We start from the raw sequence: 22,983 nt of genomic DNA, 5'->3' as shown, positions 1-22,983 counted from the left end.
TTATTTCCCCCCCGTATGACCATAACCGCCGGCACCGCGCTCGGTATCGTCGAGCTCGTCGACGAGCTGGAACTCTATCTGCTCATGGCGCGCCACCACCATCTGGGCGATGCGCTCGCCGTCGTTGATGACAAAGTCGGTATCAGAGAAGTTGATGAGCAGCACCATCAGTTCGCCACGATAGTCGGCATCGATGGTACCGGGGGTATTGAGTACGGTGATGCCGTGCTTCAGTGCCAGTCCGCTGCGAGGGCGTATCTGGGCTTCGAAGCCTTGCGGCAGGGCTATATGGAGCCCGGTGGGAACCAGGCGGCGCTCCATGGGATGAAGTACTATCGACTCGTCGATGTTGGCGCGCAGGTCCATGCCAGCGCTCTGGCTGGTGGCATACGCGGGCAGGGGCTGGTGCCCCTTGTTGATTACTTTGACGTTAAGCATAGTCATGCTGATTTGATTTTTCATGCAAAAATAACTAATTCTGACCACATTATTCACTTTTTTATGATAAAAGAATATAATTAGGGTTTTTTCCACTACTTTTGTGGCTATGAATTGGCAACAACTTATCTCCAACAAGCGTCTCGGACAGGAGACGCGGCACGAGCGGCATGACGACCGCTCGGAGTTCAAACGCGACAGCGACCGTCTCATTTACTCGGCGCCCTTCAGGCGTCTGCAGAACAAGACGCAGGTGTTCCCCCTGCCCGGCAGCATCTTCGTCCACAACCGTCTGACCCACTCGCTCGAAGTCTCGTCGCTCGGCAAGTCGCTCGGCGACGACGTGGCACGCATCCTCACCGAGCGCCATCCCGAACTGAGGGGCACGCTCTTCGAGGAGATTGGCACCATCGTCCAGACTGCCGGACTGGCGCACGACCTGGGCAACCCGCCCTTCGGCCACAGTGGCGAGAAAGCCATACAAGCCTTCTTCACCGAGGGCGAAGGCCAGGAGCTGCGCACCCGGGTGAGCGACCGCTTCTGGGACGACATCACCCACTTTGAGGGCAACGCCAATGCCTTCCGCATCCTTACCCACCGCTTCCACGGCAGGCGCGAGGGCGGGTTTGTCATGACCTACTCCACCCTGGCGAGCATCGTCAAATATCCCTTTGCCTCGTCTGAAGCCGGAGGGCATGGCAAGTTCGGTTTTTTCGCCCCCGAGGAAGACTCCTACCGCAAGATTGCCGACGAGCTGGGTATCGCGCGCCTCTCTGCCGACGGCGAGCCGCTGCGCTATGCCCGCCACCCGCTGGTTTACCTCATGGAGGCTGCCGACGACATCTGCTATGAGATTATGGACATCGAAGACGCCCACAAGCTCAAGCTGCTCACCTATCAGGAGACCGAAGACCTGCTCTTGGGCTTCTTCGACAGCGACACCCGCGCCAGCATCCTGCAGCGGGTGGAGGAAGACGGGGTGACCGATGTCAACGAGAAGGTGGTGTATATGAGGGCGTGTGTCGTGGGACTGCTCGAAAACGAGTGCGTGCATGCCTTTGTAGACCACGAGAGCCAGATACTGGCTGGCACATTTGAGGGCAGCCTCATCAAAGCCATCTCCGAGCGGCCCCGCAACGCCTACAAGCGATGCACGCAGGTATCTAAAGAGAGAATATATCAAAGCAAGATAGTGCTCGACGTGGAGTTGTCGGGTTACAAGATTATGGAGACGCTGATGCGCGACCTCGTGAGCGCTGCCGTGAGCCCCGAGAAGTTTCATTCCAAGCAACTTATCAAGCGCTTCAGCAGCCAGTACGACATACAGAGCGATGACCTGGAGACACGGCTCATGGCTGTCATCGACTATATCAGCGGCATGACCGACATCTATGCCTTGGACATCTACCAGAAGATTAACGGCATCTCGCTGCCCATCATCTGACGCGCCACACAGCACAGCAAGGGGGAACCGGCAATGACCGGTTCCCCCTTGCTGTTTATCTATAGCGGCGCCGCGACCATCGACAGCACCGCCGCAGCCCCCTTGGCGAGTCTGGAGCATATCCTGGCGGGTTCGTAACTTATGATACGTGGGCTCGTGCCTTCCGTCACGCGGCCACGTACCATAAGGCACGAACCCTCGTATCAATAGGCACGAGCCGCCAATCATGGTCAGCAAGCGAGTGAAGACACTGGCTGTCAGCCCAATCATCATCGCTGCAGCAGCCGCGACAGCGACATCCGTACGAGATGCGGCTGCGCCCGCGATGTCTTACAGCTGCCCCACCTTGCCGATAAAGAGGATGGTTCCCGTGGTATTCTCACGGATGGCATAGACAAAGGGGTGGTCGAACTTGATGGGCTCGGTGGGCTTATCCGACGTGTACAAACCTTCAGCGTAGCTTACTGCCGCAGCCTTGGTACCGTTTTCATCGACATCTATCATCGCGCTCTGCCCCATGTTGACATAGCACACTCCATTGCTTTGCACATCAAACAGCTTGTTGATGCCCAGTTGTTGGCAGACCTTCACGATATCCTGGAACTCATTCTGCACCTTGAACTTGGGCAGATGTATGCCTATCGTGGCGCTTACCAACTTGTTGTGCAAGCCCCACCAGTCGGTCTTGTCGGTTATCTGCTGTCCAATGTCCTTGGGCATCACTATCATCATGCTGTAATAGCCGCGGCCATAGGTGAGCTCAGCCACCGAGACCTCGTCGTCTACATATACCTTGGCATCTACCGACGCCTGCATCATATCCACCTTTGATGTGGTGCCGTTCTCGTTGTGGAAGACGCCCTGATAAGTGTTTCTGCCATTAAAAGGCTGCGACCATTTGCCATTGAAATAGGTGGCATTGGCCAGGACAATGGCTGTCGATGAGCTTGGCTTCAAGCTGAGGCTATTGATTAGGCCGTGGGTCTTCTCGCTTGCCCACCTGTCGATAAGCCGCTTGGCCTCGTCGGCCTTGTTGCCAAAGTCGTGGACTACGAAATCTGCATTGTAGTTGTCCTCGATGTTTGCCACGACTTCGGGCAAGATGTCCAGGCCATCGTCGGCCCATATACTGTTGGCGAGCGCCAACTTGACATACTTGTCGTCCTGCTGCAGGCGCGTCAGCAGTTCCTTGCTGTGCTGGTTGGTCTCAGCCAGGGTGTAGTCGTCGAGTCCGAGGGCGTCGAACACCTCTGCCTGGACCTCGACGCTTGCCGTGTTGGCCATCATGCTCAGCAGATACTGCATGCTGATGGGCGACACCACCACGTTGCCTTTGGCTGCAGACGGTTGGGCGGCAAGCACAGCCAGCAAGTCGTTGGCAAACCCATTGCTGCACGCCGCGAAATCGGTCTGCGTCACCTGATTAAGTTCTACTCGGATAGGCTCTATTTCGCCTCTCTCTTCATCATCACTACAAGCCACAAACGTGGATGTTGCCTCTCCTACGAGCAACATAAGCGCTAATCTTGTCGGTTTTATAATGGTCATGATTAAAGTTATCTGTATTATTACGGTGATGTATCAGTCGGTCGTCTGCTGTCGTGCCATCTGCGGGCCGCTTGTGGCGGGGCGGGCGCAAGCCGTAGCCAACAGCCTATGGCACACTGCGTCTGGCAGGCAGACCCACACGCTATTTTTGGCAAAGATAAGGACTATTGCAGAATGGGTCACAATTATTTTGGTTAAAAATGTTTAGCCACGTAATAATTATGATTTTCAAGGGATTGGCGGTGAATATGAGGATGAAGTCGGCAACCTTTGGCTGCGCAGCGGTGGACAGTGTCGAGGAGAGTCTGGCGGCGGGCAGGAAGATGGTGGCGGGAGGCGGCGTAGCCATCCCCATACGCACCAAAACGACAATTGCCGTAATGGGCTTAGCGTCCATTACGGCAATCATTATGGGGTTGCTCTCTGCCTCGCCCACTGGTAGCAGCATCGGCATGGCGGCGGGTGGCGGCAGGATGCGGGGCGGCACCTACTTGCAGCCGTCCTTGTATATCACCTTGTTGGCTCCGCTGGTGAGCTGCAGCGCCTCGGGGTGCTCGGCGATAAAACTGTCGATGTGGCGTATGCGCTTCTCCTCGAGTATCTCGTCGATGGCAATCAGGATGCCCGTCTCCTCGACATCGCCGAAGCCATAGTTGATGGCGGTTCCGAAGAGTTTCATCGTGGGACTGAGGTTCATATAGGCATTGACGAGCGGCGGGATGTTGTACCCCAGGTTGCGTATCTCACGGTTGAGTACGCGGTAGTCTTCCTTGAAGTCGTCATGGCAGAATATCTTGGCCAGTTCGTCATCGGGAGTCTCAATAACCAGCGGTTTCATCGGTACAATGAGGTGCTCCTTGTCATCAAAATGCTTGCGCAAGAAGTAGAGAATCATATCTCTGCCGCGACGGATATAGCTGGGATACATCGTAACCTTACCGAAGAAATACTTGAGGTTGGGATAGAGCACGGTGAGGGCGCCAAGGCCGTCCCAGAGGTTGTCGAGGGCGAAGATGCTCTTGGTGTTTTTGCGCACATTCTGGTAGCCGAGCGACACAAACGAACGCCCCAGCTCTACGGTGTAGGGTGCGTACTGGGTCATAAACTTCTCGGAGAAGTGGAACATGTGACTCGTGGCAAGCACAGGCTGTCCCTTGTCGTCTATCTTCCAATCGGTACCTATCAGATAGCGATAGCCACCGATGATTTCTTCCTCTTCAGGATTCCATACTATCAACTGCCTGCAGCCATTCTCCATGGTATCAAACTCGTCGATATCTGCCGACTTGCCCGTACCCCCTCCGGCAGTTCGGAAAGCCTCTTCGCGCAGACGCCCTATCTCGAGCATCACGTTGGGCGCTTCCTGTGCCGTAACGACATAAATCTCGTTATGGCTCTTGTTGGTCATACGCATACGGCGTTCGGGCGTAAGCTCTCTCTTGAGCAGTTCCCTACTGACGGGTTGGATAATTTCCTGTTCCATAATTACTTCTTTATCTATAGCTCGTAAACCTTTTCTTCTACAAAATTCGCCCATTCCATCGGAGTTTTGCTCTTGTCGAACGTCTGCCATGGTATGGGTTTGCCGATGACCACCCTGAACTTCTTACCCACGTTGCGATACATCTCGTCGACGAGGAAAAGCATGGCAAGATTGAAGGGCAGATACTTGTCGCTGAACTTGGCGATGCGGTAGAACCGCTCGGAATTGCGGCCGCCGAAGAAGATGGGCACCACATCGCGGTGGCACTCCACGCTCTTGGTGATAAATGTCTTCTTCCACGGCAAATCGTGGATGGAGCCATCGGCGCGCTTGCGGCTGTTGAGTCCGGCGGGGAACATGAGCATGTGCTTGTCGCTCTTGAAGCCTGCCTCGACCATAGCGGGAAAGTTACGGCTCTGTCGGCCGGTCTTGTTGATACCTATACACAGTGGCTTGAGTCCTGGCAGATTGAGCAAGAGGTCGTTGACGAGATAGCGGAAGTTGCCATCGTAGTGACGACCGATGATGGCGCCCAACGCCACGCCGTCCTGACCACCGAGGGGATGGTTGGACACAAAGGTGTAGAGCCGGCCGTCGTTCTTGTCGGGCAGGTTCTCCATTCCCTCTATCTCAAGGGTCATATCGAGGTACTTGACACAAGCCTCGAGCCACTCCACTCCCTCGAGATGACTGTGGTCATCAAGGAACTGGTTGACCTGGTCTTCGTGTACCAGCCGCTTGAGCCATGCCACGAGAAAGCGGGGCACCAGACGGGCTCTCTTTCCCATCTTGCCTGCCAGAATCTTGTCTATATCTATGGTCTTTGCCACCATGAGGTTTTATTTCATAACTTCTAAGGTAGTGCAAAAATAATACTTCTTTTCCAATTACGCTAAAAAAAGACATAAAATGTGTGATAAATCTAAAAATGATTGACAAATAGTCGCAAAAGGGCAGGAAAATACGGACAAAGTGGCCCAAAAACCGGCGCCCGACAACCCCGCCCACGCCATCGGTAAGGACGGCGCCTGCAAACCGCCATGTCAAGTTTTTGAAGAAAAATGAAAAAAAAGTGGAGAAAAGTGGTGCAGTGTGGGGAAATAGTTGTATCTTTGACCACGTAATTCGAATTTATATATAAAAGAGGTACGCATGCGATTTGTAGGAAACATAGAAGCCAAGACCGACGCCAAGGGACGCGTGTTCCTGCCCTCGGCTTTCAGGAAGCTGCTGCAGACAGCAGCCGAAGAGGGTCTGGTGCTGCGCAAAGACATCTTCCAGCCTTGTCTGGTGCTCTATCCCCAGTCGGTCTGGGACGAGCAGCTCAACCTGCTGCGCTCGCGCCTCAACCGATGGAACGCCCAACACCAGCAGCTCTTCCGCCAGTTTGTCTCTGATGTAGAGCAGCTCACGCTCGACGGCAACGGCCGCTTCCTGATACCACGCCGGTATATGAAGATGGCCAATATAGAGAGCGCAGTGAGGTTTATAGGCATGGACGACACCATCGAGATATGGAACGCCGACACTGCCAACGGCGCCTTCATGGACGCCGACGCCTTTGCGCAACAGTTGGAGGACCTCATGACCACTCCCGGCGATACCGACACTAACGGCTAACACCCAGCGACAATGACAACAATCGACACATACCACGTACCCGTATTGCTCGACGAAAGCATAAACGGTCTCAACCTGCACCCCGACGGCGTGTACATCGACGTGACCTTCGGCGGTGGCGGCCATTCGCGCGAGATACTGCGCCGGCTCCCCCAGGGCTCGCGCCTCTTCAGCTTCGACCAGGACGCCGATGCCGAACGCAACATCGTAGACGACGACCGCTTCACCTTCGTACGCAGCAACTTCAGATACCTGAAGAACTGGATGCGCTACTACGAGATAGACCACATCGACGGTCTGCTGGCCGACCTCGGCGTGTCGTCGCACCACTTCGACGACGAGAGCCGCGGCTTCTCCTTCCGCTTCGACGCCCCCTTGGACATGCGCATGAACAAGCGCGCCGACAAGACCGCCGCCGACATCGTGGCAGAGTATGACGAAGAGGCGCTGGCTGACATCTTCTACCTCTACGGCGAACTCAAGAACTCGCGCCGCATTGCCTCGGCGCTGGTCAAGGCACGCCAGCAGCACGCCATAGCCACCACGCAGGACTTCCTGCATGTGGTGGAGCCTTTCTTCAAACGCGAGCGCGAGAAGAAGGACATGGCGCGACTCTTCCAGGCTCTGCGCATCGAGGTGAACCATGAGATGGAAGCCCTCAAGGAAATGCTCGCCGCTGCCACCCAACTGCTGGCTCCCGGCGGCAGACTCTCGGTCATCACCTACCACTCGCTGGAAGACCGCATCGTAAAGAACGTGATGAAGACGGGCAATGCCGAGGGCAAGATGATACAGGACTTCTACGGACGCATCGAGACACCCTACAGACTGGTAAACAACAAGGTCGTCGTGCCCACCGACGAAGAACAGCAACGCAACCCACGCAGCCGAAGCGCCAAACTAAGAATAGCAGAAAAGAAATGACAGACGAAGACAAAGACATAAATCAGCCCACGGCAGACAAGCCCGCCAGCACAGAGGAACTGGCCGAGCGCCAGCCTACGCTGACCGAAGCCATCAAGAAACAGGTGGCCGACGAAGACACCCCGCTATCGGGTGCACTCACCTTCAGCAAGATTGTGGGTGGCGACATCCTCAACACCTCGACCATACGCCGCCAGATATGGCTGCTGCTGCTCATCGTGCTGTTTATCGTCATCTATATCTCCAACAGATACAGCTGTCAGCGCAATCTGATAGAAATCGACAAGTTGCAGACCGAACTGAAGGATGCCCGCTACAAGGCGCAGACTACCAACAACAGATTTATCGAGATGAGCCGCGAAAGCCGCGTGCTCGAACAGCTCAAGGCATGTAAAGACAGCACGCTGCACATGTCCAACCAGCCACCCTACTTAATCAATGTTCCAGAGAAATGAGCAAGTTTGACAACAAAAAGGTAATGCCGAGATACTACTTCCTGGCCACCATGATGACCCTGCTGGCGGTGATTGTCGTCGCCAAGGCCGGCTACATCATGAGCGCCAAGCGCGCATACTGGATGGAAGTGGCAAGCCGCGTGAAGAAAGACAGCGTGGCGGTAAAGGCCATCCGCGGCAACATACTGAGCTGCAATGGCGAGATTATGGCAAGTTCGCTGCCCGAATACCGACTGTTCATCGACTTCAAGGCCATCCACGAAGCCGGCAACGACTCGCTCTGGGATACTAAGGTCGACTCCATCAGCGAGGGGCTGAGCCGTATGTTCCCCAACCGCAGCAAAGCCGAATACCGCCGCTATCTGCAGAAGGGCAAGGAAAAGCAGAGTCGCCGCTGGTCTATCTATGACGGGCGCGTGGACTACAATACCTACTGCGAGGCCAAGCAGCTGCCTATGTTCCGCCTGCGCGGCTACACCGGCGGTTTCTACTGCGAGAATTTTGACTCGCGCCAGCACCCCTACGGGTCGCTCGCCGAGCGCACCCTGGGCACCCTCTACGCCGGCAAGGACGAAGCCAAGAACGGACTGGAACAGTTCTACGACAGTCTGCTGCGTGGCAAGAACGGCATCATACACCGCCGCAAGGTGCTCAACAAGTATCTGGACATCACCGACACGCCGCCCACCGATGGTGCCGACATCGTGACCACCATCGATGTGAACATGCAGGACCTGGCTGAGCGTGCCGTCATAGGGCAGCTCAACGACAAGGATGTAAACGGACTGGTGGGTGTGGCTATCGTCATGGAAGTCAAGACGGGCGACATCAAAGCCATCGTCAACATGGAGCGCGGTGCCGATGGCAAGCTCTACGAGATGAAGAACCACGCCATCAGCGACCTTATGGAGCCGGGCTCGGTGTTCAAGACCGTGTCGCTGATGACCGTACTCGAGGACGGCATGTGCGACACCAGCCGCATAGTGGAGACCGGCAACGGTATCTACGACATGCACGGACGACCCATGCGCGACCACAACTGGCGCCACAACGGATATGGCACCATCACCATGGCACGCTCGCTGGAGGTGAGCTCGAATATCGGCGTCAGCCGTATCGTGGAAGACTACTACGGCAAAAACCCTGAGAAGTTTGTCGAAGGCGTCTACCGCACAGGTATCACCACCGACTTCAAACTGCCCCTCAACGGTTACGCTCCTGCCCGAGTACGCATGCCAAAGAAGAACGCGCGCGGCCAGTGGCTCAATTGGAGCAAGACATCGCTGGCGTGGATGAGCATAGGATATGAGACCCAGATACCGCCGATATCCACCCTGGCGTTCTACAACGCCATAGCCAACGGCGGCCGCATGATGTATCCGCGCTTTGTCACCGGCATCAGCAAGAACGGCGAGATGCTCATGACATTCCCTGCAATGGCGGTGCCCGGCCATGAGAAGATATGCAGCCAGCGCACCTTGGGCAAGGTGCAGGCCATGCTGGAACACGTGGTGTCAAAAGGTACGGCAAAGAAAGCAGGCTCCAAAGCCTTCAAGATAGCCGGAAAGACCGGTACGGCACAGGTGGCACAGGGCGGAAGCTACCGCAACGGCACGATGAAATACCTGCTGAGTTTTGTGGGATACTTCCCCGCCGACGCGCCACGGTACAGTTGTATCGTATGTATACAGAAAAAGGGTCTGCCGGCATCCAGCGGTTTCAGCGCAATAGCATTCCGCGAGATTGCGGAAGGCATTATGGCGCAGAACCTGAAGATGGATGTGCGCGACGCCAAAGACGAGCACAGCATCATGGTGCCCGACGTGAAGGCTGGCAACATCAACTCGGCGGGCAACGTGCTGCACTCGTTGGGAGTGAGGACTCAAGGCCAGCCGTGGAATGACAGCCAGAAGCCCGTGGGGGGCACGGGCCCGCGCAACCGCCACTCGGTGACGCTGAACCGCATGGCGATGACTCCCGCCAACAAGGTGCCCGATGTCAAGGGCATGGGCGCCCGCGACGCCGTCTATCTCATGGAGAGCCGAGGCATCAAGGTGACCCTCAAAGGCCGCGGCAAGGTGTGCAGACAGAGTCTGCAGCCAGGGCAGAGAGCCGTGAAGGGACAGCGATGTCATCTGATATTGGAATAAACGTAATACACATATATATATTATGAAGCTACACGAACTTCTCAAGAACATCAAGCCTCTGCAAGTCGCAGGCGACAGCGAGGTTGAGATTACCGGAGTGAACATCGACTCACGCCGCATAGCCAAAGGCCACCTCTTTGTGGCCATGCGTGGCACTCAGGTAGACGGCCACAAGTTTATCGGCAAAGCCATAGACCAAGGCGCCGTGGCCGTACTCTGCGAAGAAATGCCAGACCAACTCTGCGAGGGTGTGACCTATATACAGGTAGACTCGACCGAAGACGCCGTGGGGCGCGTGGCCACCGTCTTCTACGGAGAGCCGTCCAAGAAACTCAAACTGGTGGGCGTGACCGGCACCAATGGCAAAACGACCATCGCCACCTTATTATATAATATGTTCCGTAAGATGGGGCACCGCTGCGGTCTGCTCTCTACAGTCTGCAACTATATCGAGGACGAGGCAATAGCCGCCGACCACACCACACCCGACCCCATAGAGCTCAACGCACTGCTGGCGCGCATGGTAGAGGCTGGCTGCGAATATGCGTTCATGGAATGCTCGTCGCACGCCATCGCCCAGAAGCGCATTGGCGGACTCAAGTTTGCCGGAGGCATATTCACCAACCTCACCCGCGACCATCTGGACTACCACAAGACCTTTGAAAACTACCGCGACGCCAAGAAGGCCTTCTTTGATGGCCTGCCCAAGTCGGCATTTGCCATCACCAACGCCGACGACAAGAACGGCATGGTAATGGTGCAGAACTGCAAGGCCCAGGTGAAGACCTACTCGATACGACAGATGGCAGACTTCAGAGCCCGCATACTGGAGTGCCACTTCGAGGGCATGTATCTGGAGATAGACGGACAGGAAGTGGGCGTGCAGTTTATCGGCAAGTTCAACGTGAGCAACCTGCTCGCCGTCTATGGCGCCGCCCGCATGCTGGGCAAGGACGCCAAAGACATACTGGTGACGATGAGCACGCTGCACAGCGTGAGCGGTCGTCTGGACCCGGTGCGCTCGCCCGAGGGATATACCGCCATCGTGGACTATGCCCACACCCCCGACGCCCTCGCCAATGTGCTCAACGCCATCCACGAAGTACTCAACAAGAAGGGCCACGTCATCACCGTATGTGGTGCCGGCGGCAACCGCGACAAGGGCAAGCGCCCGCTCATGGCACAGGAAGCCGTGCGCCAGAGCGACAAGGTCATCATCACGAGCGACAACCCCAGATTTGAAGACCCACAGGACATCATCAACGACATGCTGGCGGGCCTCAACGCACAGCAGCGCAAGAACGTGCTGGCCATCACCGACCGCAAGGAAGCCATACGCACCGCCTGCATGATGGCCGAGAAGGGCGACGTGATACTCGTTGCCGGCAAGGGTCATGAGAACTATCAGGAAATCAAGGGCGTAAAGCACCACTTCGATGACAAGGAGGTGCTGCGCGACATCTTCAACAACCAATAAAAGGAGAATAGCCATGTTGTACTATTTATTCAGATTCTTGGAACAGTTTGGCATCAGCGGGTCGCACATATGGGGCTACATCTCATTCAGGTCGCTGCTGGCGCTCATCCTGTCGCTGGTAATCTCGGCCTGGTTTGGCGAGAAGTTCATCAAATATCTCAAGAGCAAGCAGATAACCGAGACACAGCGCGACGCCTCGATAGACCCGTTTGGCGTAAAGAAGATAGGCGTGCCCTCGATGGGCGGCATCATCATCATCGTCTCTATCCTCATACCGGTATTGCTGCTGGGGCGTCTGCGCAACATCTACCTCATCCTGATGATTATCACAACCGTATGGCTGGGTTTCCTGGGAGGTATGGACGACTTTATCAAGATATTCCACCACAACAAGGAGGGCCTCAAGGGCAAATACAAGATAGTGGGCCAGATAGGCATAGGCCTCATTGTGGGTCTGGTGCTATGGTCTTCGCCCGACGTGAAGATGTATGAGAATCTCTCGATACAGCGCCAGGGTCAGGAGATGGTGGTGAAACACCGCACCGAAGCCAAGAAGTCGCTCAAGACGACCATCCCGTTTGTCAAGGGCCACAACCTGGACTACTCGTACCTCATGTCGTTCTGCGGCAAGTACAAGACGGCGGCAGGATGGATACTCTTTGTCATCATGACCATCCTCGTGGTGACGGCAGTGAGCAACGGTGCCAACCTCAACGACGGCATGGACGGCATGTGTGCCGGCAACTCGGCCATCATTGGCGTGGCGTTGGGCATACTCGCCTATGTGAGTTCACATATAGAGTTTGCCTCTTACCTGAACATCATGTATATTCCCGACTCGCAGGAACTGGTGGTGTTCATGTGCGCCTTTGTGGGAGCCCTCATCGGTTTCCTCTGGTACAACGCCTATCCCGCCCAGGTCTTCATGGGTGATACCGGCTCGCTCACCATCGGCGGCATCATCGCCGTGTGTGCCATCATCATCCACAAGGAACTGCTGCTGCCCATCCTTTGCGGCATCTTCTTTGTGGAAAGTCTCAGCGTCATCCTGCAGGTGTGGTACTACAAGATGGGCAAACGCCGTGGCGTGAAGCAGCGCATCTTCCGCCGCACACCTATCCACGACAACTTCCGCACACAGGACAGCCAGCTCGACGCCGACTGCCGCTATGTCATCAAGGGCCCGCACACCGTGGTGCATGAATCCAAGATTACCCTGCGCTTCTGGATTGTCACCATCATACTGGCCGCGCTTACCATTATCACATTAAAAATAAGATAGGAACAAGAGAATGAAAAGAATTGTTGTCTTAGGCGCCGCCGAGAGTGGTGTGGGCGCCGCTATCCTGGCTCAGAAAGAGGGCTTCGATGTCTTTGTGTCTGACATGTCGGCCATCAAGGACCACTACAAGGCCATGCTCGACAGCCACGGGATAGAATGGGAAGAAGGACACCATAGCGAAGACAAGATACTCAATGCCGACGAGGTGATAAAGAGCCCCGGCATACCCAAGGAAGCACCGATGATACAGAAGGTGATGGCTCGCAACATTCCCGTGATAAGCGAGATAGAGTTTGCAGGCAGGTATACCGACGCCCGCATGATCTGCATCACCGGAAGCAACGGCAAGACCACCACCACATCGCTCATCTACCACATCATGGAAAAGGCGGGCTACGACGTGGGGCTGGCTGGCAACATAGGCCACTCCCTGGCTCTGCAGGTGGCAGAGACTCCGCACGCCTGGTACGTGATAGAACTGAGCAGCTTCCAACTCGACAACATGTATGACTTCCACGCCGACATCGCCGTACTGCTCAACATCACCCCCGACCATCTGGACCGCTACGAGTTCAAGTTTGAGAACTACGCCGACGCCAAGATGCGCATCACGCAGAACCAGGTCAAGGCCGACGCCTTCATCTACTGGAACGACGACCCCGTAATCCAGCACGAACTGACCAAGACTGCCGTGGGAGCCACGCTCTACCCCTTTGGACTGGAAAAGAGCGACGCCCTCAAGGGCTATATCGCCGACGGCGAGTATGTGCTCACGGCGCCAACACGGCTGGAGATGAAGCAGGAGGAGCTGAGTCTGACTGGCAAACACAATATGTACAACTCTCTGGCAGCCGGACTTGCCACCCATCTGGCTGGCGTCGCTCCCGAGGTGATACGCCAGGGCCTCAGCGACTTCCCCGGCGTGGAGCATCGTCTGGAGAAAGTCTGCCGTCTGCATGGCGTGCAGTATATCAACGACTCCAAGGCCACCAACGTCGATGCCTGCTGGTATGCGCTGGAAAGCATGACCACCCCCACCATACTCATCGTGGGCGGAAAGGACAAGGGCAACGACTACTCTACCCTCACCGACCTGGTGAAGGAGAAGTGTAAGGCTCTGGTCTATCTCGGCGCCGACAACACCAAGCTGCACCAGGCGTTCGACTCACTGGGGCTGCCCGTACGCGACACCCACAGCATGAAAGACTGTGTGGCTGCCTGCAACGAGCTTGCCGCCGAGGGGGACACCGTATTGCTGAGTCCCTGCTGCGCCAGTTTCGACCTGTTCAAGAACATGGAAGACCGCGGCGAGCAGTTCAAGCAGTTAGTAAGACAGTCATAACAACAAGATAGATGATAAACAACACCTTAAGCAAACTGTTCAAAGGCGACAAGGTGATATGGATGGTGTTCTTCTTCCTCTGTATCATCAGTATCGTCGAGGTATTTTCTGCCTCGTCGCAGTTGGCGTACAAGGGCGGCAGCTATCTGAGCCCTATGTTCAAGCACATATTCCTGCTGATACTGGGCATATTCTGCATGATTATCACCCTCAACATCCAGTGCCGCTATTTCAAGGTGGCGTTGCCGTTTCTGCTCATAGTGTCGATTATCACGCTCGGCGCCGTGCTGGCTGCTGGTCAGAACATCAATGGCGGCAGCCGCTGGCTCAATATCTTCGGACTGAGTTTCCAGCCATCTGAGATTGCCAAGGGCACCATGGTGCTTGCCACGGCACAGATATACAGTGTATTGCAGACCGACAACGGCGCTGACAAGAACGCCTTCAAGTGGGTGATGGGCCTCTCGATAGCAATATTGGCCCTCATCTGTGGCGAGAACCTCTCGACGGCAGCACTGCTGTTCCTGGTCATCGTCATGATGATGTTCATAGGCCGCACGCCCTACTCCCAGCTGGGCAAGCTGCTGGGCGTGGTCACCCTGCTGGGCGTGGCGGTCATATTCTTCATCATGGCGTTCGGCAAGGACGTCAATGAGGAGAAGAAGCTGCTGGCGGCACACAACGTGACGGTGGTGAGCGACGACAAGGACGGCCTGTTTGAGAAGCGCCCGTGGTTCCTGAAGCGCGCCGACACCTGGAAGACGCGTATAGACAAGTTTATGAACTCCAAGGATATCCCCCCAGACTCGGTAGACCTGGACAAGGACGCGCAGGTGTCGTATGCCAACATCGCCATAGCCTCGTCGAACGTGATAGGCAAAGGTCCGGGCAACTCCGAGCAGCGCGACTTCCTGTCGCAGGCGTTCTCTGACTTCATCTACGCCATCATCATCGAGGAGATGGGCATCATAGGAGCCGGAGGTGTGGCATTCCTCTACATCATCCTGCTCTTCAGAACCGCCAAGATAGCCAACCAGTGCGAGAACAACTTCCCCGCATTCCTCGCGATGGGCCTGGCGCTGATGCTGGTGACCCAGGCACTGTTCAACATGTGTGTGGCTGTGGGTCTGGCGCCCGTCACGGGTCAGCCGCTACCCCTCATCAGCAAGGGCGGAACCTCGACGGTCATCAACTGCGTCTACATCGGAGTGATACTGAGCATCAGCCGTTCGGCGAAGAAGCGCACGCCGGCTGCCAACGCCCAGCCTGCCGCCGTCTGAGCCCCACGCTACCCCCGAGATGACCGCCCTCACACTGGGAGTCATCACGGGAGACAAAGAAATCATGGATGAAACCAAAAATATTTGGATAAATCACACATAAATCAAAATATTTTAGCTATTTTTGCCTGAATAAAGTAACGGAAACGAAAATGGAAGACGAACTGAGAATCATCATCAGTGGAGGAGGTACCGGCGGACACATATTTCCCGCCATCTCAATAGCCAACAGCATCAAGGCCAAGCGCCCCGATGCCAAGATACTCTTTGTGGGTGCACTGGGACGCATGGAGATGCAGCGCGTGCCTGCCGCAGGCTATAAGATAAAGGGTCTGCCTATCTGCGGATTCGACCGCAAGCACCCTCTGCGCAACATTGCCGTACTCTTCAAGATATGGAAGAGCCAGCGCATGGCAAAGAAGATTATCCGCGATTTCCGCCCCATGGCAGCCGTGGGCGTAGGAGGTTATGCCAGCGGTCCCACGCTCAACATGTGTGCCGCCAAGCATATACCCTGCCTCATCCAGGAGCAGAACTCGTATGCCGGAGTGACCAACCGTCTGCTGGCCAAGAAGGCCGAGAAGATATGTGTGGCCTATGAACACATGGACCGCTTCTTCCCCGCCGACAAAATCATACTCACGGGCAACCCCGTGCGCCAGAACCTCATCGAGACCACGCTCAGCCGCGAAGAGGCTATCGAGCGTTTCGGCCTCGACCCCGCCAAGAAGACCATACTGCTCGTGGGCGGCAGCCTCGGTGCCCGCACCATCAACGAGAGCGTGCTCCAGCATCTGGACATGGTCAGAGAGTCGGGCGTGCAGTTCATCTGGCAGACCGGAAAGTACTACAGCGACGCCATCGCCCAGCGCCTGAAAGGTGAAGAGCCGATGCCGATGCTCCACGTGACCGACTTCATCAGCGACATGGGTGCCGCCTACAAGGCAGCCGACCTCGTGATAAGCCGAGCCGGCGCCAGCTCCATCAGCGAGTTCTGCCTGATTGGCAAGCCTGTCATCCTGGTGCCCAGCCCCAACGTGGCCGAAGACCACCAGACCCACAACGCCATGGCGCTGGTAAACCACAACGCCGCCATATTCGTCAAGGACGCCGAGGCTCCCGAGATACTGCTCCAGCGGGCCATAGAGACCGTCAAGGACCAGGACAAGCTCACCTCGCTCCACGACAACATCCTCACATTGGGCGTAGAAAACTCTGCCGACACCATTGCCGACGAGGTAATCAAATTAGCAACAAGACAATAACTATGGAACTGAAAGATATCAAGTCTGTATATTTCGTAGGAGCCGGCGGCATAGGCATGAGTGCCATCGCCCGCTACTTCCTGCACAAGGGCGTGACCGTTGCAGGTTACGACCGCACCCCCTCAGAGTTGACCCGTCAGCTGGAACGTGAAGGTATGGACATCCACTATGAAGAGAACGTGGACCTAATACCCCAACCCTGTCGCGACAAAGCCACCTGTCTGGTCATCTATACTCCCGCCATCCCTGCCGAGCACAAGGAGATGGTATTTTTCCGTGAGGGCGGCTTCACAATCGAGAAGCGCGCCCAGGTGCTCGGTACCCTCACCCGCACCCACAAGGGCCTGTGCTTTGCCGGAACCCACGGCAAGACCACCACATCCACCATGTGTGCCCACATCATGCACGAGAGCCACGTAGACTGCAACGCCTTCCTCGGAGGAATCTCCAAGAACTATGGCACCAACTACATCCTCAGCGAGAGCGACTACATCGTGATTGAGGCTGACGAGTTTGACCGCAGTTTCCACTGGCTGCGGCCCTGGATGAGCGTCATCACAGCCACCGACCCCGACCATCTGGACATCTACGGCACCAAGGAAGCCTATCTCGAGAGCTTCCGCCACTACACCACGCTCATCCAGCCCGGAGGAGCGCTCGTCATCCACACCGGTCTGGAGATGAAGGCCGACGTGCAGGAGGGCGTGAAGGTCTATACCTACAGCCTCAACGAAGGCGACTTCCATGCCGAGAACATCAAGATAGACAATGGCGAAATCAGCTTCGACTTCGTTTCGCCCATAGAGCGCGTCGACGGCATCGTGCTGGGCCAACCCATCCCCATCAATATCGAGAACGGCGTGGCTGCCATGGCTATGGCCCAGCTCAACGGATGTACCCCCGATGAACTGCGTCACGGCATGGCTACCTACGGAGGTGTGGACCGCCGCTTTGACTTCAGGCTGAAGAACAGCCGCCACGTGGTGCTCTCCGACTATGCCCACCACCCCAAAGAGATATTCCAGAGCGCCAAGAGTATGCGCGAGCTGTACAAAGACCGCAAGATTACGGCCATCTTCCAGCCCCATCTCTATACCCGAACCCGCGACTTCTACCGCGACTTCGCCGACGCGCTGAGCCAGCTCGACGAGGTGATACTCACCGAGATTTACCCCGCCCGCGAGCAGCCCATCCCCGGCGTCACCAGCCAGCTCATCTACGACAACCTCAAGCCTGGCGTGGAGAAGGCCATCATCCGCAAGGACGACGTGATAGACTATGTCAAGAGCCGCGACTTCGACGTGCTCATCATCCTGGGCGCCGGCGACCTGGACAACTATACCGACGAGATAGCTCACATCATAGACAACAAGTAAAGAGTGGCAAGACTACGATTCAACTGGAAGAGAGGACTCCTCATCATGGTAGATATCGCCTTGGGCGTGTATCTGTGCATGGCCTTCACCGCGTTCAACAAGTTTGACGACAAGGGACGCAGGTGTACCAAGGTCAACATACAGATTACCGACTCCAAGACCGACGGCTTCATAGGCAGCGACGAAATCAAGGCCCGACTGAAGAAGCAGGGCCTATTTCCGCTGGGAAAGCCCATCGCCCAGATTAGGACACGACAGATAGAGGAAAGCCTCATGGCGAGCCCGTTTGTCAAGACCGCCGAGTGCTACATCACTCAGGACGGACAGGTCAACATAGCCTACAGCCAGTTGATGCCTATCGTGAGAGTCAAGGCCAACAACGGCACCGACTACTACATCGACGACAAGTGCAGCATCATGCCCAACTCCCACTACACCAGCGACCTCATCATCGCCACGGGCAACATCAACCAGTGGTATGCCCGAAACTACATCGCCTATCTTGTCCAGACGCTCATGGCGAGCGACTTCTGGAAGAACCAGATAGTACAAATCAACGTCCTCAGCGACCTCGGCATCGAGCTCGTGCCCAGAGTGGGCAACCATATTATATATATAGGTCAGCTGCCCGAGGCCAAGACACCACGAGAACGACAGAAGCAGATAGCTGACTTCACCCGTCACAAGATGGACCGTCTCAAGAAATTCTACCAGTACGGACTCTCCCAGGCAGGATGGAACCGCTACTCGTACATCAATCTCGAATTTGACAACCAGATTATCTGCAAGAAAAGTAAACAAGAATAAAACAATATAACGTATGGCAAAGGAATTTATAATCGCTATCGAACTGGGCTCGTCCAAGATTACAGGCGTGGCCGGAAAGAAGAACCTTGATGGCAGCATCAGCATCCTCGCCGTAGCGCAAGAAGACTCTTCGGCATGCATCCGCAAGGGAGTAGTCTATAACCACGACCGCACGGTACAGTGTCTGACCAACATCGTCAACAAACTTGAACACTCGCTCAAGTCCAAGATAGCAGGCGTGTATGTATGCGGAGGAGGACAGTCGATACGCAGCGTAAAGAATGTGATTGTCAAAGACCTGGAAGAGGGAGCCATCGTGCGCCAGGACATGATAGACGAACTCATGGACGCCAACCGCAGCATGGATTATCCCGAACAGGAGATTATCGATGCCATCACTCAGGAATACAAGGTTGACAACCAGCTCCAGCTTGACCCCGCAGGCATACAGTGCAAGCATCTGGAAGGCAATTTCCTTAACATATTGTGGCGCAAGAAGTTCTACTACGCCTGCAACGAGTGCTTCAAGAGCGCCGGCATTAACATCGTCGAGATGTATCTCGCACCGCTGGTGCTCGCCGACAGCGTGCTCACCGAGTCGGAGAAGCGCAGCGGATGTATGCTCGTAGACCTGGGCGCCGAGACCACCACCGTGTCGGTATACTACAAGAACATCCTGCGCCATATCGCCGTCATACCACTGGGCAGCAACAATATCACCAAGGACATCGCCTCGCTCCAGATAGACGAGGAAAGGGCTGAAGAGATGAAGCTCGAGTATGGTTGCGCATATACCAACAACGCTGACATCGACAACACGCTCGAACTCGCCGTGGGCGACGGACGCAAGATCGAGAGCCGCCGCTTCATAGAGATTGTAGAGTCGCGCATGGAGGAAATCATCCGCAACGTGTGGTACCAGATGCCCAACGAGTTTTCCGACAAGATGCTGGGCGGCATCATCCTCACCGGCGGCGGTTCCAACATGCGCAACATCGTCGAGGCTTTCCATACCTTCACCCCCATCGAGAAAATTAGAGTTGCCAAGTTTGTCAACGGTGTCATCAATGCCAACCAGCCCGAAATCACCGCTCACGACGGCCGCATGAACACTGTACTGGGACTGCTCGAGCGCGGCAACGAAAACTGCGCCGGCAAAGACTTCAATGACTCGCTCTTCGCCCCTGAAGACGAGGGTTACACCACTACAGAGAAGCCCAAGGAACCCCACCAGCCAGGCAAGGGCATCATACAGACGCCCGAAGAGAAGGCCGCTGCCGAAGAGGCTAAGCGCAAGAAGGAAGAGGAGGAAGAACTGAAGCGGCAGAGAGAGGCTGAAGAGGAACGCAAGAAGGAGCGCGAGAACAGTTTCTGGCACCGCAACAAGACCAAGCTCAAGAACTTCTTCTCACAGATTATCACAGAGGAAGAATAAGCAATCGTAATTCACACCACAATCAAGCATGACTATCATGGATAAAGACAACAATACAACCAACGGCACCCTGCCTATCTTTGAAGTTCCCGAGAAGGTCAACATCATCAAGGTCATCGGCGTGGGCGGTGGTGGCGGCAATGCCGTAAACCACATGTACAGAGAGGGCATACACGACGTGAGCTTCGTGCTGTGCAACACCGACGCACAGGCGCTCAACGCTTCGCCCGTACCCGTACACATCCAGCTGGGCAAGGAAGGACTCGGCGCGGGCAACGTGCCCGAGAAGGCGCGTGAAGCCGCAGAAGAAACCCTGGACGACATCAAGGCCATGCTCGACGACGGCACCAAGATGACATTCATCACCGCCGGAATGGGCGGAGGTACCGGCACCGGAGCAGCGCCCGTCATAGCAAAGGCGAGCAAGGACATGGGCATCCTCACCGTGGGCATCGTCACCATACCCTTTTTATGGGAAGGCGAAAAGAAAATCAACAAAGCCCTCGACGGTGTAGAGGAACTGGCAAAGAACGTAGACGCACTGCTGGTCATCAACAATGAGCGTCTGCGCGAGGTATATGCAGACCTATCGGTGCTCAACGCCTTCGGAAAGGCCGACGACACGCTGAGCGTGGCAGCCAAGAGCATCGCCGAAATCATTACCAGCCGAGGCATCGTCAACCTCGACTTCAACGACGTGCGCACCGTGCTCGAAGACGGCGGCGTGGCCATCATGAGTACCGGTTACGGTGAGGGCGAGGGCCGACTGCGCAAAGCCATCGAGAGCGCGCTTCACTCGCCGCTGCTCAACAACAACGACATCTACAATTCCAAGAAGATTCTGCTCAGTATCACCTTCGCCGCAGACAAGTCCAATAACGAGGGACTGCGTATGGAGGAGATGAACGAGGTCAATGAGTTCATGTCGCACTTCAACTGTGACTATCAGTCCAAGTGGGGCATATTCCTCGACCCCAATCTGGGTGAGAAGGTCAAGGTTACCATCCTCGCCACCGGTTTCGGCATCAAGAATATCGACGGCATGCAGGAACACCAGACCAAGAAATACACCCAGGAAGAGGCAGACAATATGGCCAAGAAAGCCGAAGCCGACGCCCAGAAGAAGGCACGCATGGGCGTGTACTACGGCAGCGGCGAGAAGACCATGGAGTACAAGCGCCGTCCACACATCTTCCTCTTTTCGCCCGAATACCTTGACAACGAGGACGTGATACTCGCCATCGAGAACACGCCCACCTACAAGCGCTCCAAGAACATGATAGACGAGATAACCCGTCAGGCATCGGGACACACCGAGAGCAAGCCTGCCGATGACAGCGGCAACGACGGCACTGCCAACTCCATCATTTCATTTGTATAACCATTGAAACTAAACATTATGGATTTGTTTGAACAAGTAAGCAACGATATCAAGGAAGCCATGAAGGCCCGCGACAAGGTGCGCCTCATGACCCTCCGCAACATCAAGAAAGTATTTCTCGAGGCCAAGACCGCCCCGGGAGCCAACGACACGCTCGACGATGCCGCCGCGCTCAAGATACTGCAGAAGCTGGCCAAGCAGGGCCGCGAGACAGCAGCCACCTACACAGCCAACGGTCGCGCCGACCTGGCTGAAGAAGAGTTGGCCCAGGCCGCCGTCATCGAGAGCTATCTGCCCAAGCAGCTCAGCGCCACAGAGATAGAAGAGATCGTCAAGGGCATCATAGCCGAGACCGGAGCCTCATCGATGAAGGATATGGGGCGCGTCATGGGCATCGCCACCAAGCAGTTGGCAGGCAAGGCCGACGGCGGAGCAGTCTCGCAGATTGTAAAGCGACTGCTGGCATAGGCAGCCGTTACACCTTATTATATATATAGCATCCCGACACGTTATGGACAACTGGCCATAGCGTGTCGGGATGTTTCTATTGGAACAGTTGGCGCAGAATGGCCACCGACTTGAGCTCGGGAAAAGAGGGCAGATGCAGACGGTAATAGTCCATCAGAGCGTCGAGACAGCAGTTGCGCTCGTCGCGGTTCATCGGCATCGCAACACCTTCAAAACCACCGCGAAGGAAGAGAGCTATACGCCGCGCCACCTCGGGCTGAGCCACATCCTGATGGGCAGGGCGAAGCAGAGTGAAGCATCCCTCGCGCAGGTCGAGCCAGCTGCCGGCGGCATAGGTTTCCTCGTCGGGCGCAATGCCCACCAGGCGCGTGAGCATGGTCATAAACACGAGGTGGAAGTTGGCAGTATGCTCGCCATCGAGCTCCAACACATCTATCGAAGCGTCAACAAACTCAAAGAGTTGCCGGTTTTCGTGCTCGTGGCGGGCTACGGTGGTGAGCAGTTCGACCACAAACAGCGCCACGGGCAGCTTGACCGCATCTTCGTACATGTAGGTGGCCATCGTGCTGAACCTTACATCCGTCAGGAGTTGCAACCGGCGGTTGGGTCGCATGTCATAGGCTATCTCCAACCTCGAAAGCGGGATAAAATACTGCCGCTTCAACTTGCCGCGCTTGGTCGCCGGAACCGTCACCGCAAACGACTGGTAGCCGTAGTCTGCCGTGAACATCTCCACCACCATCTTGCGGTCAGCATAGGGATTGGTTTTGAGTACTATTGCGTTTGTTTTGACCATCATAGACTACAA

At 55.8% G+C, this 22,983-nt stretch carries 21 protein-coding genes; 15 read left to right on the top strand and 6 right to left on the bottom strand.

The window, feature by feature from the left end; all coding sequences use genetic code 11:
* The gene (dut, locus tag CIK94_RS11705) at positions 1-438 is read right to left on the bottom strand and encodes a dUTP diphosphatase (RefSeq protein WP_094387952.1); all 438 of its coding nucleotides are present in this window, start codon (positions 436-438) and stop codon (positions 1-3) included.
* A gap of 109 nt (positions 439-547) precedes the next feature.
* Between dut and dgt the strand changes: the two genes are divergently transcribed.
* Positions 548-1,882, top strand: coding sequence for a dGTP triphosphohydrolase (gene dgt, locus CIK94_RS11700; RefSeq protein ID WP_022310679.1), 1,335 nt, complete (start codon positions 548-550; stop codon positions 1,880-1,882).
* Between the two features lie 330 nt (positions 1,883-2,212).
* Here the strand turns inward: dgt and CIK94_RS11695 are convergent, their stop codons facing one another.
* From CIK94_RS11695 to CIK94_RS11680, 4 genes are all read right to left on the bottom strand, one after another.
* Complete coding sequence (locus CIK94_RS11695; protein ID WP_158216575.1) at positions 2,213-3,397, bottom strand: serpin family protein; 1,185 nt, start codon at positions 3,395-3,397, stop codon at positions 2,213-2,215.
* 175 nt (positions 3,398-3,572) lie between these two features.
* A complete protein-coding gene (locus CIK94_RS11690) occupies positions 3,573-3,839 on the bottom strand; it encodes a hypothetical protein (RefSeq protein WP_144008204.1) in 267 nt (88 codons plus the stop codon).
* Positions 3,840-3,917: 78 nt separating this feature from the next.
* On the bottom strand, positions 3,918-4,913 hold the full coding sequence (locus tag CIK94_RS11685; RefSeq protein ID WP_094387272.1) for a GNAT family N-acetyltransferase: 996 nt from the start codon (positions 4,911-4,913) through the stop codon (positions 3,918-3,920).
* Positions 4,914-4,927: 14 nt separating this feature from the next.
* Positions 4,928-5,746 (bottom strand): glycerol acyltransferase, encoded by an 819-nt coding sequence (locus tag CIK94_RS11680; RefSeq protein ID WP_094387273.1) that lies wholly within the window; start codon positions 5,744-5,746, stop codon positions 4,928-4,930.
* A gap of 319 nt (positions 5,747-6,065) precedes the next feature.
* Here CIK94_RS11680 and mraZ point away from each other — a divergent pair, with 319 nt between their 5' ends.
* The 14 genes from mraZ to CIK94_RS11610 all read left to right on the top strand — a co-directional run bounded on the left by mraZ (position 6,066) and on the right by CIK94_RS11610 (position 22,175).
* Positions 6,066-6,533 carry a division/cell wall cluster transcriptional repressor MraZ gene (mraZ, locus tag CIK94_RS11675; protein WP_094387274.1) on the top strand — a complete coding sequence of 156 codons (468 nt, stop codon included), beginning with the start codon at positions 6,066-6,068 and terminating at the stop codon, positions 6,531-6,533.
* A 12-nt stretch (positions 6,534-6,545) separates the two neighbouring features.
* Positions 6,546-7,457, top strand: a complete 912-nt coding sequence (gene rsmH / locus CIK94_RS11670; RefSeq protein WP_094423122.1) for a 16S rRNA (cytosine(1402)-N(4))-methyltransferase RsmH — start codon at positions 6,546-6,548, stop codon at positions 7,455-7,457.
* Complete coding sequence (locus CIK94_RS11665; RefSeq protein ID WP_022310672.1) at positions 7,454-7,912, top strand: FtsL-like putative cell division protein; 459 nt, start codon at positions 7,454-7,456, stop codon at positions 7,910-7,912. Before rsmH ends, CIK94_RS11665 begins: the two co-directional genes overlap by 4 nt.
* The gene (locus CIK94_RS11660; RefSeq protein ID WP_094423121.1) at positions 7,909-10,062 is read left to right on the top strand and encodes a penicillin-binding protein; all 2,154 of its coding nucleotides are present in this window, start codon (positions 7,909-7,911) and stop codon (positions 10,060-10,062) included. Before CIK94_RS11665 ends, CIK94_RS11660 begins: the two co-directional genes overlap by 4 nt.
* A 22-nt stretch (positions 10,063-10,084) precedes the next feature.
* On the top strand, positions 10,085-11,539 hold the full coding sequence (locus CIK94_RS11655; protein WP_094423120.1) for a UDP-N-acetylmuramoyl-L-alanyl-D-glutamate--2,6-diaminopimelate ligase: 1,455 nt from the start codon (positions 10,085-10,087) through the stop codon (positions 11,537-11,539).
* A gap of 13 nt (positions 11,540-11,552) precedes the next feature.
* Positions 11,553-12,821 (top strand): phospho-N-acetylmuramoyl-pentapeptide-transferase, encoded by a 1,269-nt coding sequence (gene mraY, locus CIK94_RS11650; protein ID WP_094387277.1) that lies wholly within the window; start codon positions 11,553-11,555, stop codon positions 12,819-12,821.
* Positions 12,822-12,831: 10 nt separating this feature from the next.
* Positions 12,832-14,163, top strand: a complete 1,332-nt coding sequence (murD, locus tag CIK94_RS11645) for a UDP-N-acetylmuramoyl-L-alanine--D-glutamate ligase (protein WP_094423119.1) — start codon at positions 12,832-12,834, stop codon at positions 14,161-14,163.
* An 11-nt stretch (positions 14,164-14,174) separates the two neighbouring features.
* Complete coding sequence (locus CIK94_RS11640) at positions 14,175-15,443, top strand: FtsW/RodA/SpoVE family cell cycle protein (protein WP_094423118.1); 1,269 nt, start codon at positions 14,175-14,177, stop codon at positions 15,441-15,443.
* Between the two features lie 152 nt (positions 15,444-15,595).
* Positions 15,596-16,708, top strand: a complete 1,113-nt coding sequence (gene murG / locus CIK94_RS11635) for an undecaprenyldiphospho-muramoylpentapeptide beta-N-acetylglucosaminyltransferase (protein WP_094387280.1) — start codon at positions 15,596-15,598, stop codon at positions 16,706-16,708.
* A gap of 2 nt (positions 16,709-16,710) precedes the next feature.
* Positions 16,711-18,084 carry a UDP-N-acetylmuramate--L-alanine ligase gene (gene murC, locus CIK94_RS11630; RefSeq protein WP_094423117.1) on the top strand — a complete coding sequence of 458 codons (1,374 nt, stop codon included), beginning with the start codon at positions 16,711-16,713 and terminating at the stop codon, positions 18,082-18,084.
* Between the two features lie 3 nt (positions 18,085-18,087).
* On the top strand, positions 18,088-18,891 hold the full coding sequence (locus CIK94_RS11625; protein ID WP_371591747.1) for a cell division protein FtsQ: 804 nt from the start codon (positions 18,088-18,090) through the stop codon (positions 18,889-18,891).
* A 13-nt stretch (positions 18,892-18,904) separates the two neighbouring features.
* On the top strand, positions 18,905-20,326 hold the full coding sequence (ftsA, locus tag CIK94_RS11620) for a cell division protein FtsA (protein WP_094387914.1): 1,422 nt from the start codon (positions 18,905-18,907) through the stop codon (positions 20,324-20,326).
* 37 nt (positions 20,327-20,363) lie between these two features.
* Positions 20,364-21,707, top strand: a complete 1,344-nt coding sequence (ftsZ, locus tag CIK94_RS11615; protein WP_254046213.1) for a cell division protein FtsZ — start codon at positions 20,364-20,366, stop codon at positions 21,705-21,707.
* Between the two features lie 18 nt (positions 21,708-21,725).
* Positions 21,726-22,175, top strand: coding sequence for a GatB/YqeY domain-containing protein (locus CIK94_RS11610; RefSeq protein WP_094387916.1), 450 nt, complete (start codon positions 21,726-21,728; stop codon positions 22,173-22,175).
* A 76-nt stretch (positions 22,176-22,251) separates the two neighbouring features.
* On the opposite strand, the gene CIK94_RS11605 is transcribed toward CIK94_RS11610, so the two are convergent.
* Positions 22,252-22,974, bottom strand: a complete 723-nt coding sequence (locus CIK94_RS11605) for a DNA repair protein RecO (protein WP_094387285.1) — start codon at positions 22,972-22,974, stop codon at positions 22,252-22,254.
* Positions 22,975-22,983 lie beyond the last annotated feature (9 nt).

The sequence above is a fragment of the Prevotella sp. P4-51 genome, assembly GCF_002251455.1.
Lineage (GTDB): Bacteria > Bacteroidota > Bacteroidia > Bacteroidales > Bacteroidaceae > Prevotella.
The sequence above is the reverse complement of the archived record's forward strand: the minus strand, read 5'-3'. Positions and strand labels throughout refer to the sequence as shown.

Excerpts from the sequence above, each read along its gene's own strand:
- dut (WP_094387952.1), bottom strand. The coding sequence starts at position 438 with ATGCTTAACGTCAAAGTAATCAACAAGGGGCACCAGCCCCTGCCCGCG.
- dgt (WP_022310679.1), top strand. The coding sequence starts at position 548 with ATGAATTGGCAACAACTTATCTCCAACAAGCGTCTCGGACAGGAGACG.
- CIK94_RS11695 (WP_158216575.1), bottom strand. The coding sequence starts at position 3,397 with ATGTTGCTCGTAGGAGAGGCAACATCCACGTTTGTGGCTTGTAGTGAT.
- CIK94_RS11690 (WP_144008204.1), bottom strand. The coding sequence starts at position 3,839 with ATGATTGCCGTAATGGACGCTAAGCCCATTACGGCAATTGTCGTTTTG.
- CIK94_RS11685 (WP_094387272.1), bottom strand. The coding sequence starts at position 4,913 with ATGGAACAGGAAATTATCCAACCCGTCAGTAGGGAACTGCTCAAGAGA.
- CIK94_RS11680 (WP_094387273.1), bottom strand. The coding sequence starts at position 5,746 with ATGGTGGCAAAGACCATAGATATAGACAAGATTCTGGCAGGCAAGATG.
- mraZ (WP_094387274.1), top strand. The coding sequence starts at position 6,066 with ATGCGATTTGTAGGAAACATAGAAGCCAAGACCGACGCCAAGGGACGC.
- rsmH (WP_094423122.1), top strand. The coding sequence starts at position 6,546 with ATGACAACAATCGACACATACCACGTACCCGTATTGCTCGACGAAAGC.
- CIK94_RS11665 (WP_022310672.1), top strand. The coding sequence starts at position 7,454 with ATGACAGACGAAGACAAAGACATAAATCAGCCCACGGCAGACAAGCCC.
- CIK94_RS11660 (WP_094423121.1), top strand. The coding sequence starts at position 7,909 with ATGAGCAAGTTTGACAACAAAAAGGTAATGCCGAGATACTACTTCCTG.
- CIK94_RS11655 (WP_094423120.1), top strand. The coding sequence starts at position 10,085 with ATGAAGCTACACGAACTTCTCAAGAACATCAAGCCTCTGCAAGTCGCA.
- mraY (WP_094387277.1), top strand. The coding sequence starts at position 11,553 with ATGTTGTACTATTTATTCAGATTCTTGGAACAGTTTGGCATCAGCGGG.
- murD (WP_094423119.1), top strand. The coding sequence starts at position 12,832 with ATGAAAAGAATTGTTGTCTTAGGCGCCGCCGAGAGTGGTGTGGGCGCC.
- CIK94_RS11640 (WP_094423118.1), top strand. The coding sequence starts at position 14,175 with ATGATAAACAACACCTTAAGCAAACTGTTCAAAGGCGACAAGGTGATA.
- murG (WP_094387280.1), top strand. The coding sequence starts at position 15,596 with ATGGAAGACGAACTGAGAATCATCATCAGTGGAGGAGGTACCGGCGGA.
- murC (WP_094423117.1), top strand. The coding sequence starts at position 16,711 with ATGGAACTGAAAGATATCAAGTCTGTATATTTCGTAGGAGCCGGCGGC.
- ftsA (WP_094387914.1), top strand. The coding sequence starts at position 18,905 with ATGGCAAAGGAATTTATAATCGCTATCGAACTGGGCTCGTCCAAGATT.
- ftsZ (WP_254046213.1), top strand. The coding sequence starts at position 20,364 with ATGGATAAAGACAACAATACAACCAACGGCACCCTGCCTATCTTTGAA.
- CIK94_RS11610 (WP_094387916.1), top strand. The coding sequence starts at position 21,726 with ATGGATTTGTTTGAACAAGTAAGCAACGATATCAAGGAAGCCATGAAG.
- CIK94_RS11605 (WP_094387285.1), bottom strand. The coding sequence starts at position 22,974 with ATGATGGTCAAAACAAACGCAATAGTACTCAAAACCAATCCCTATGCT.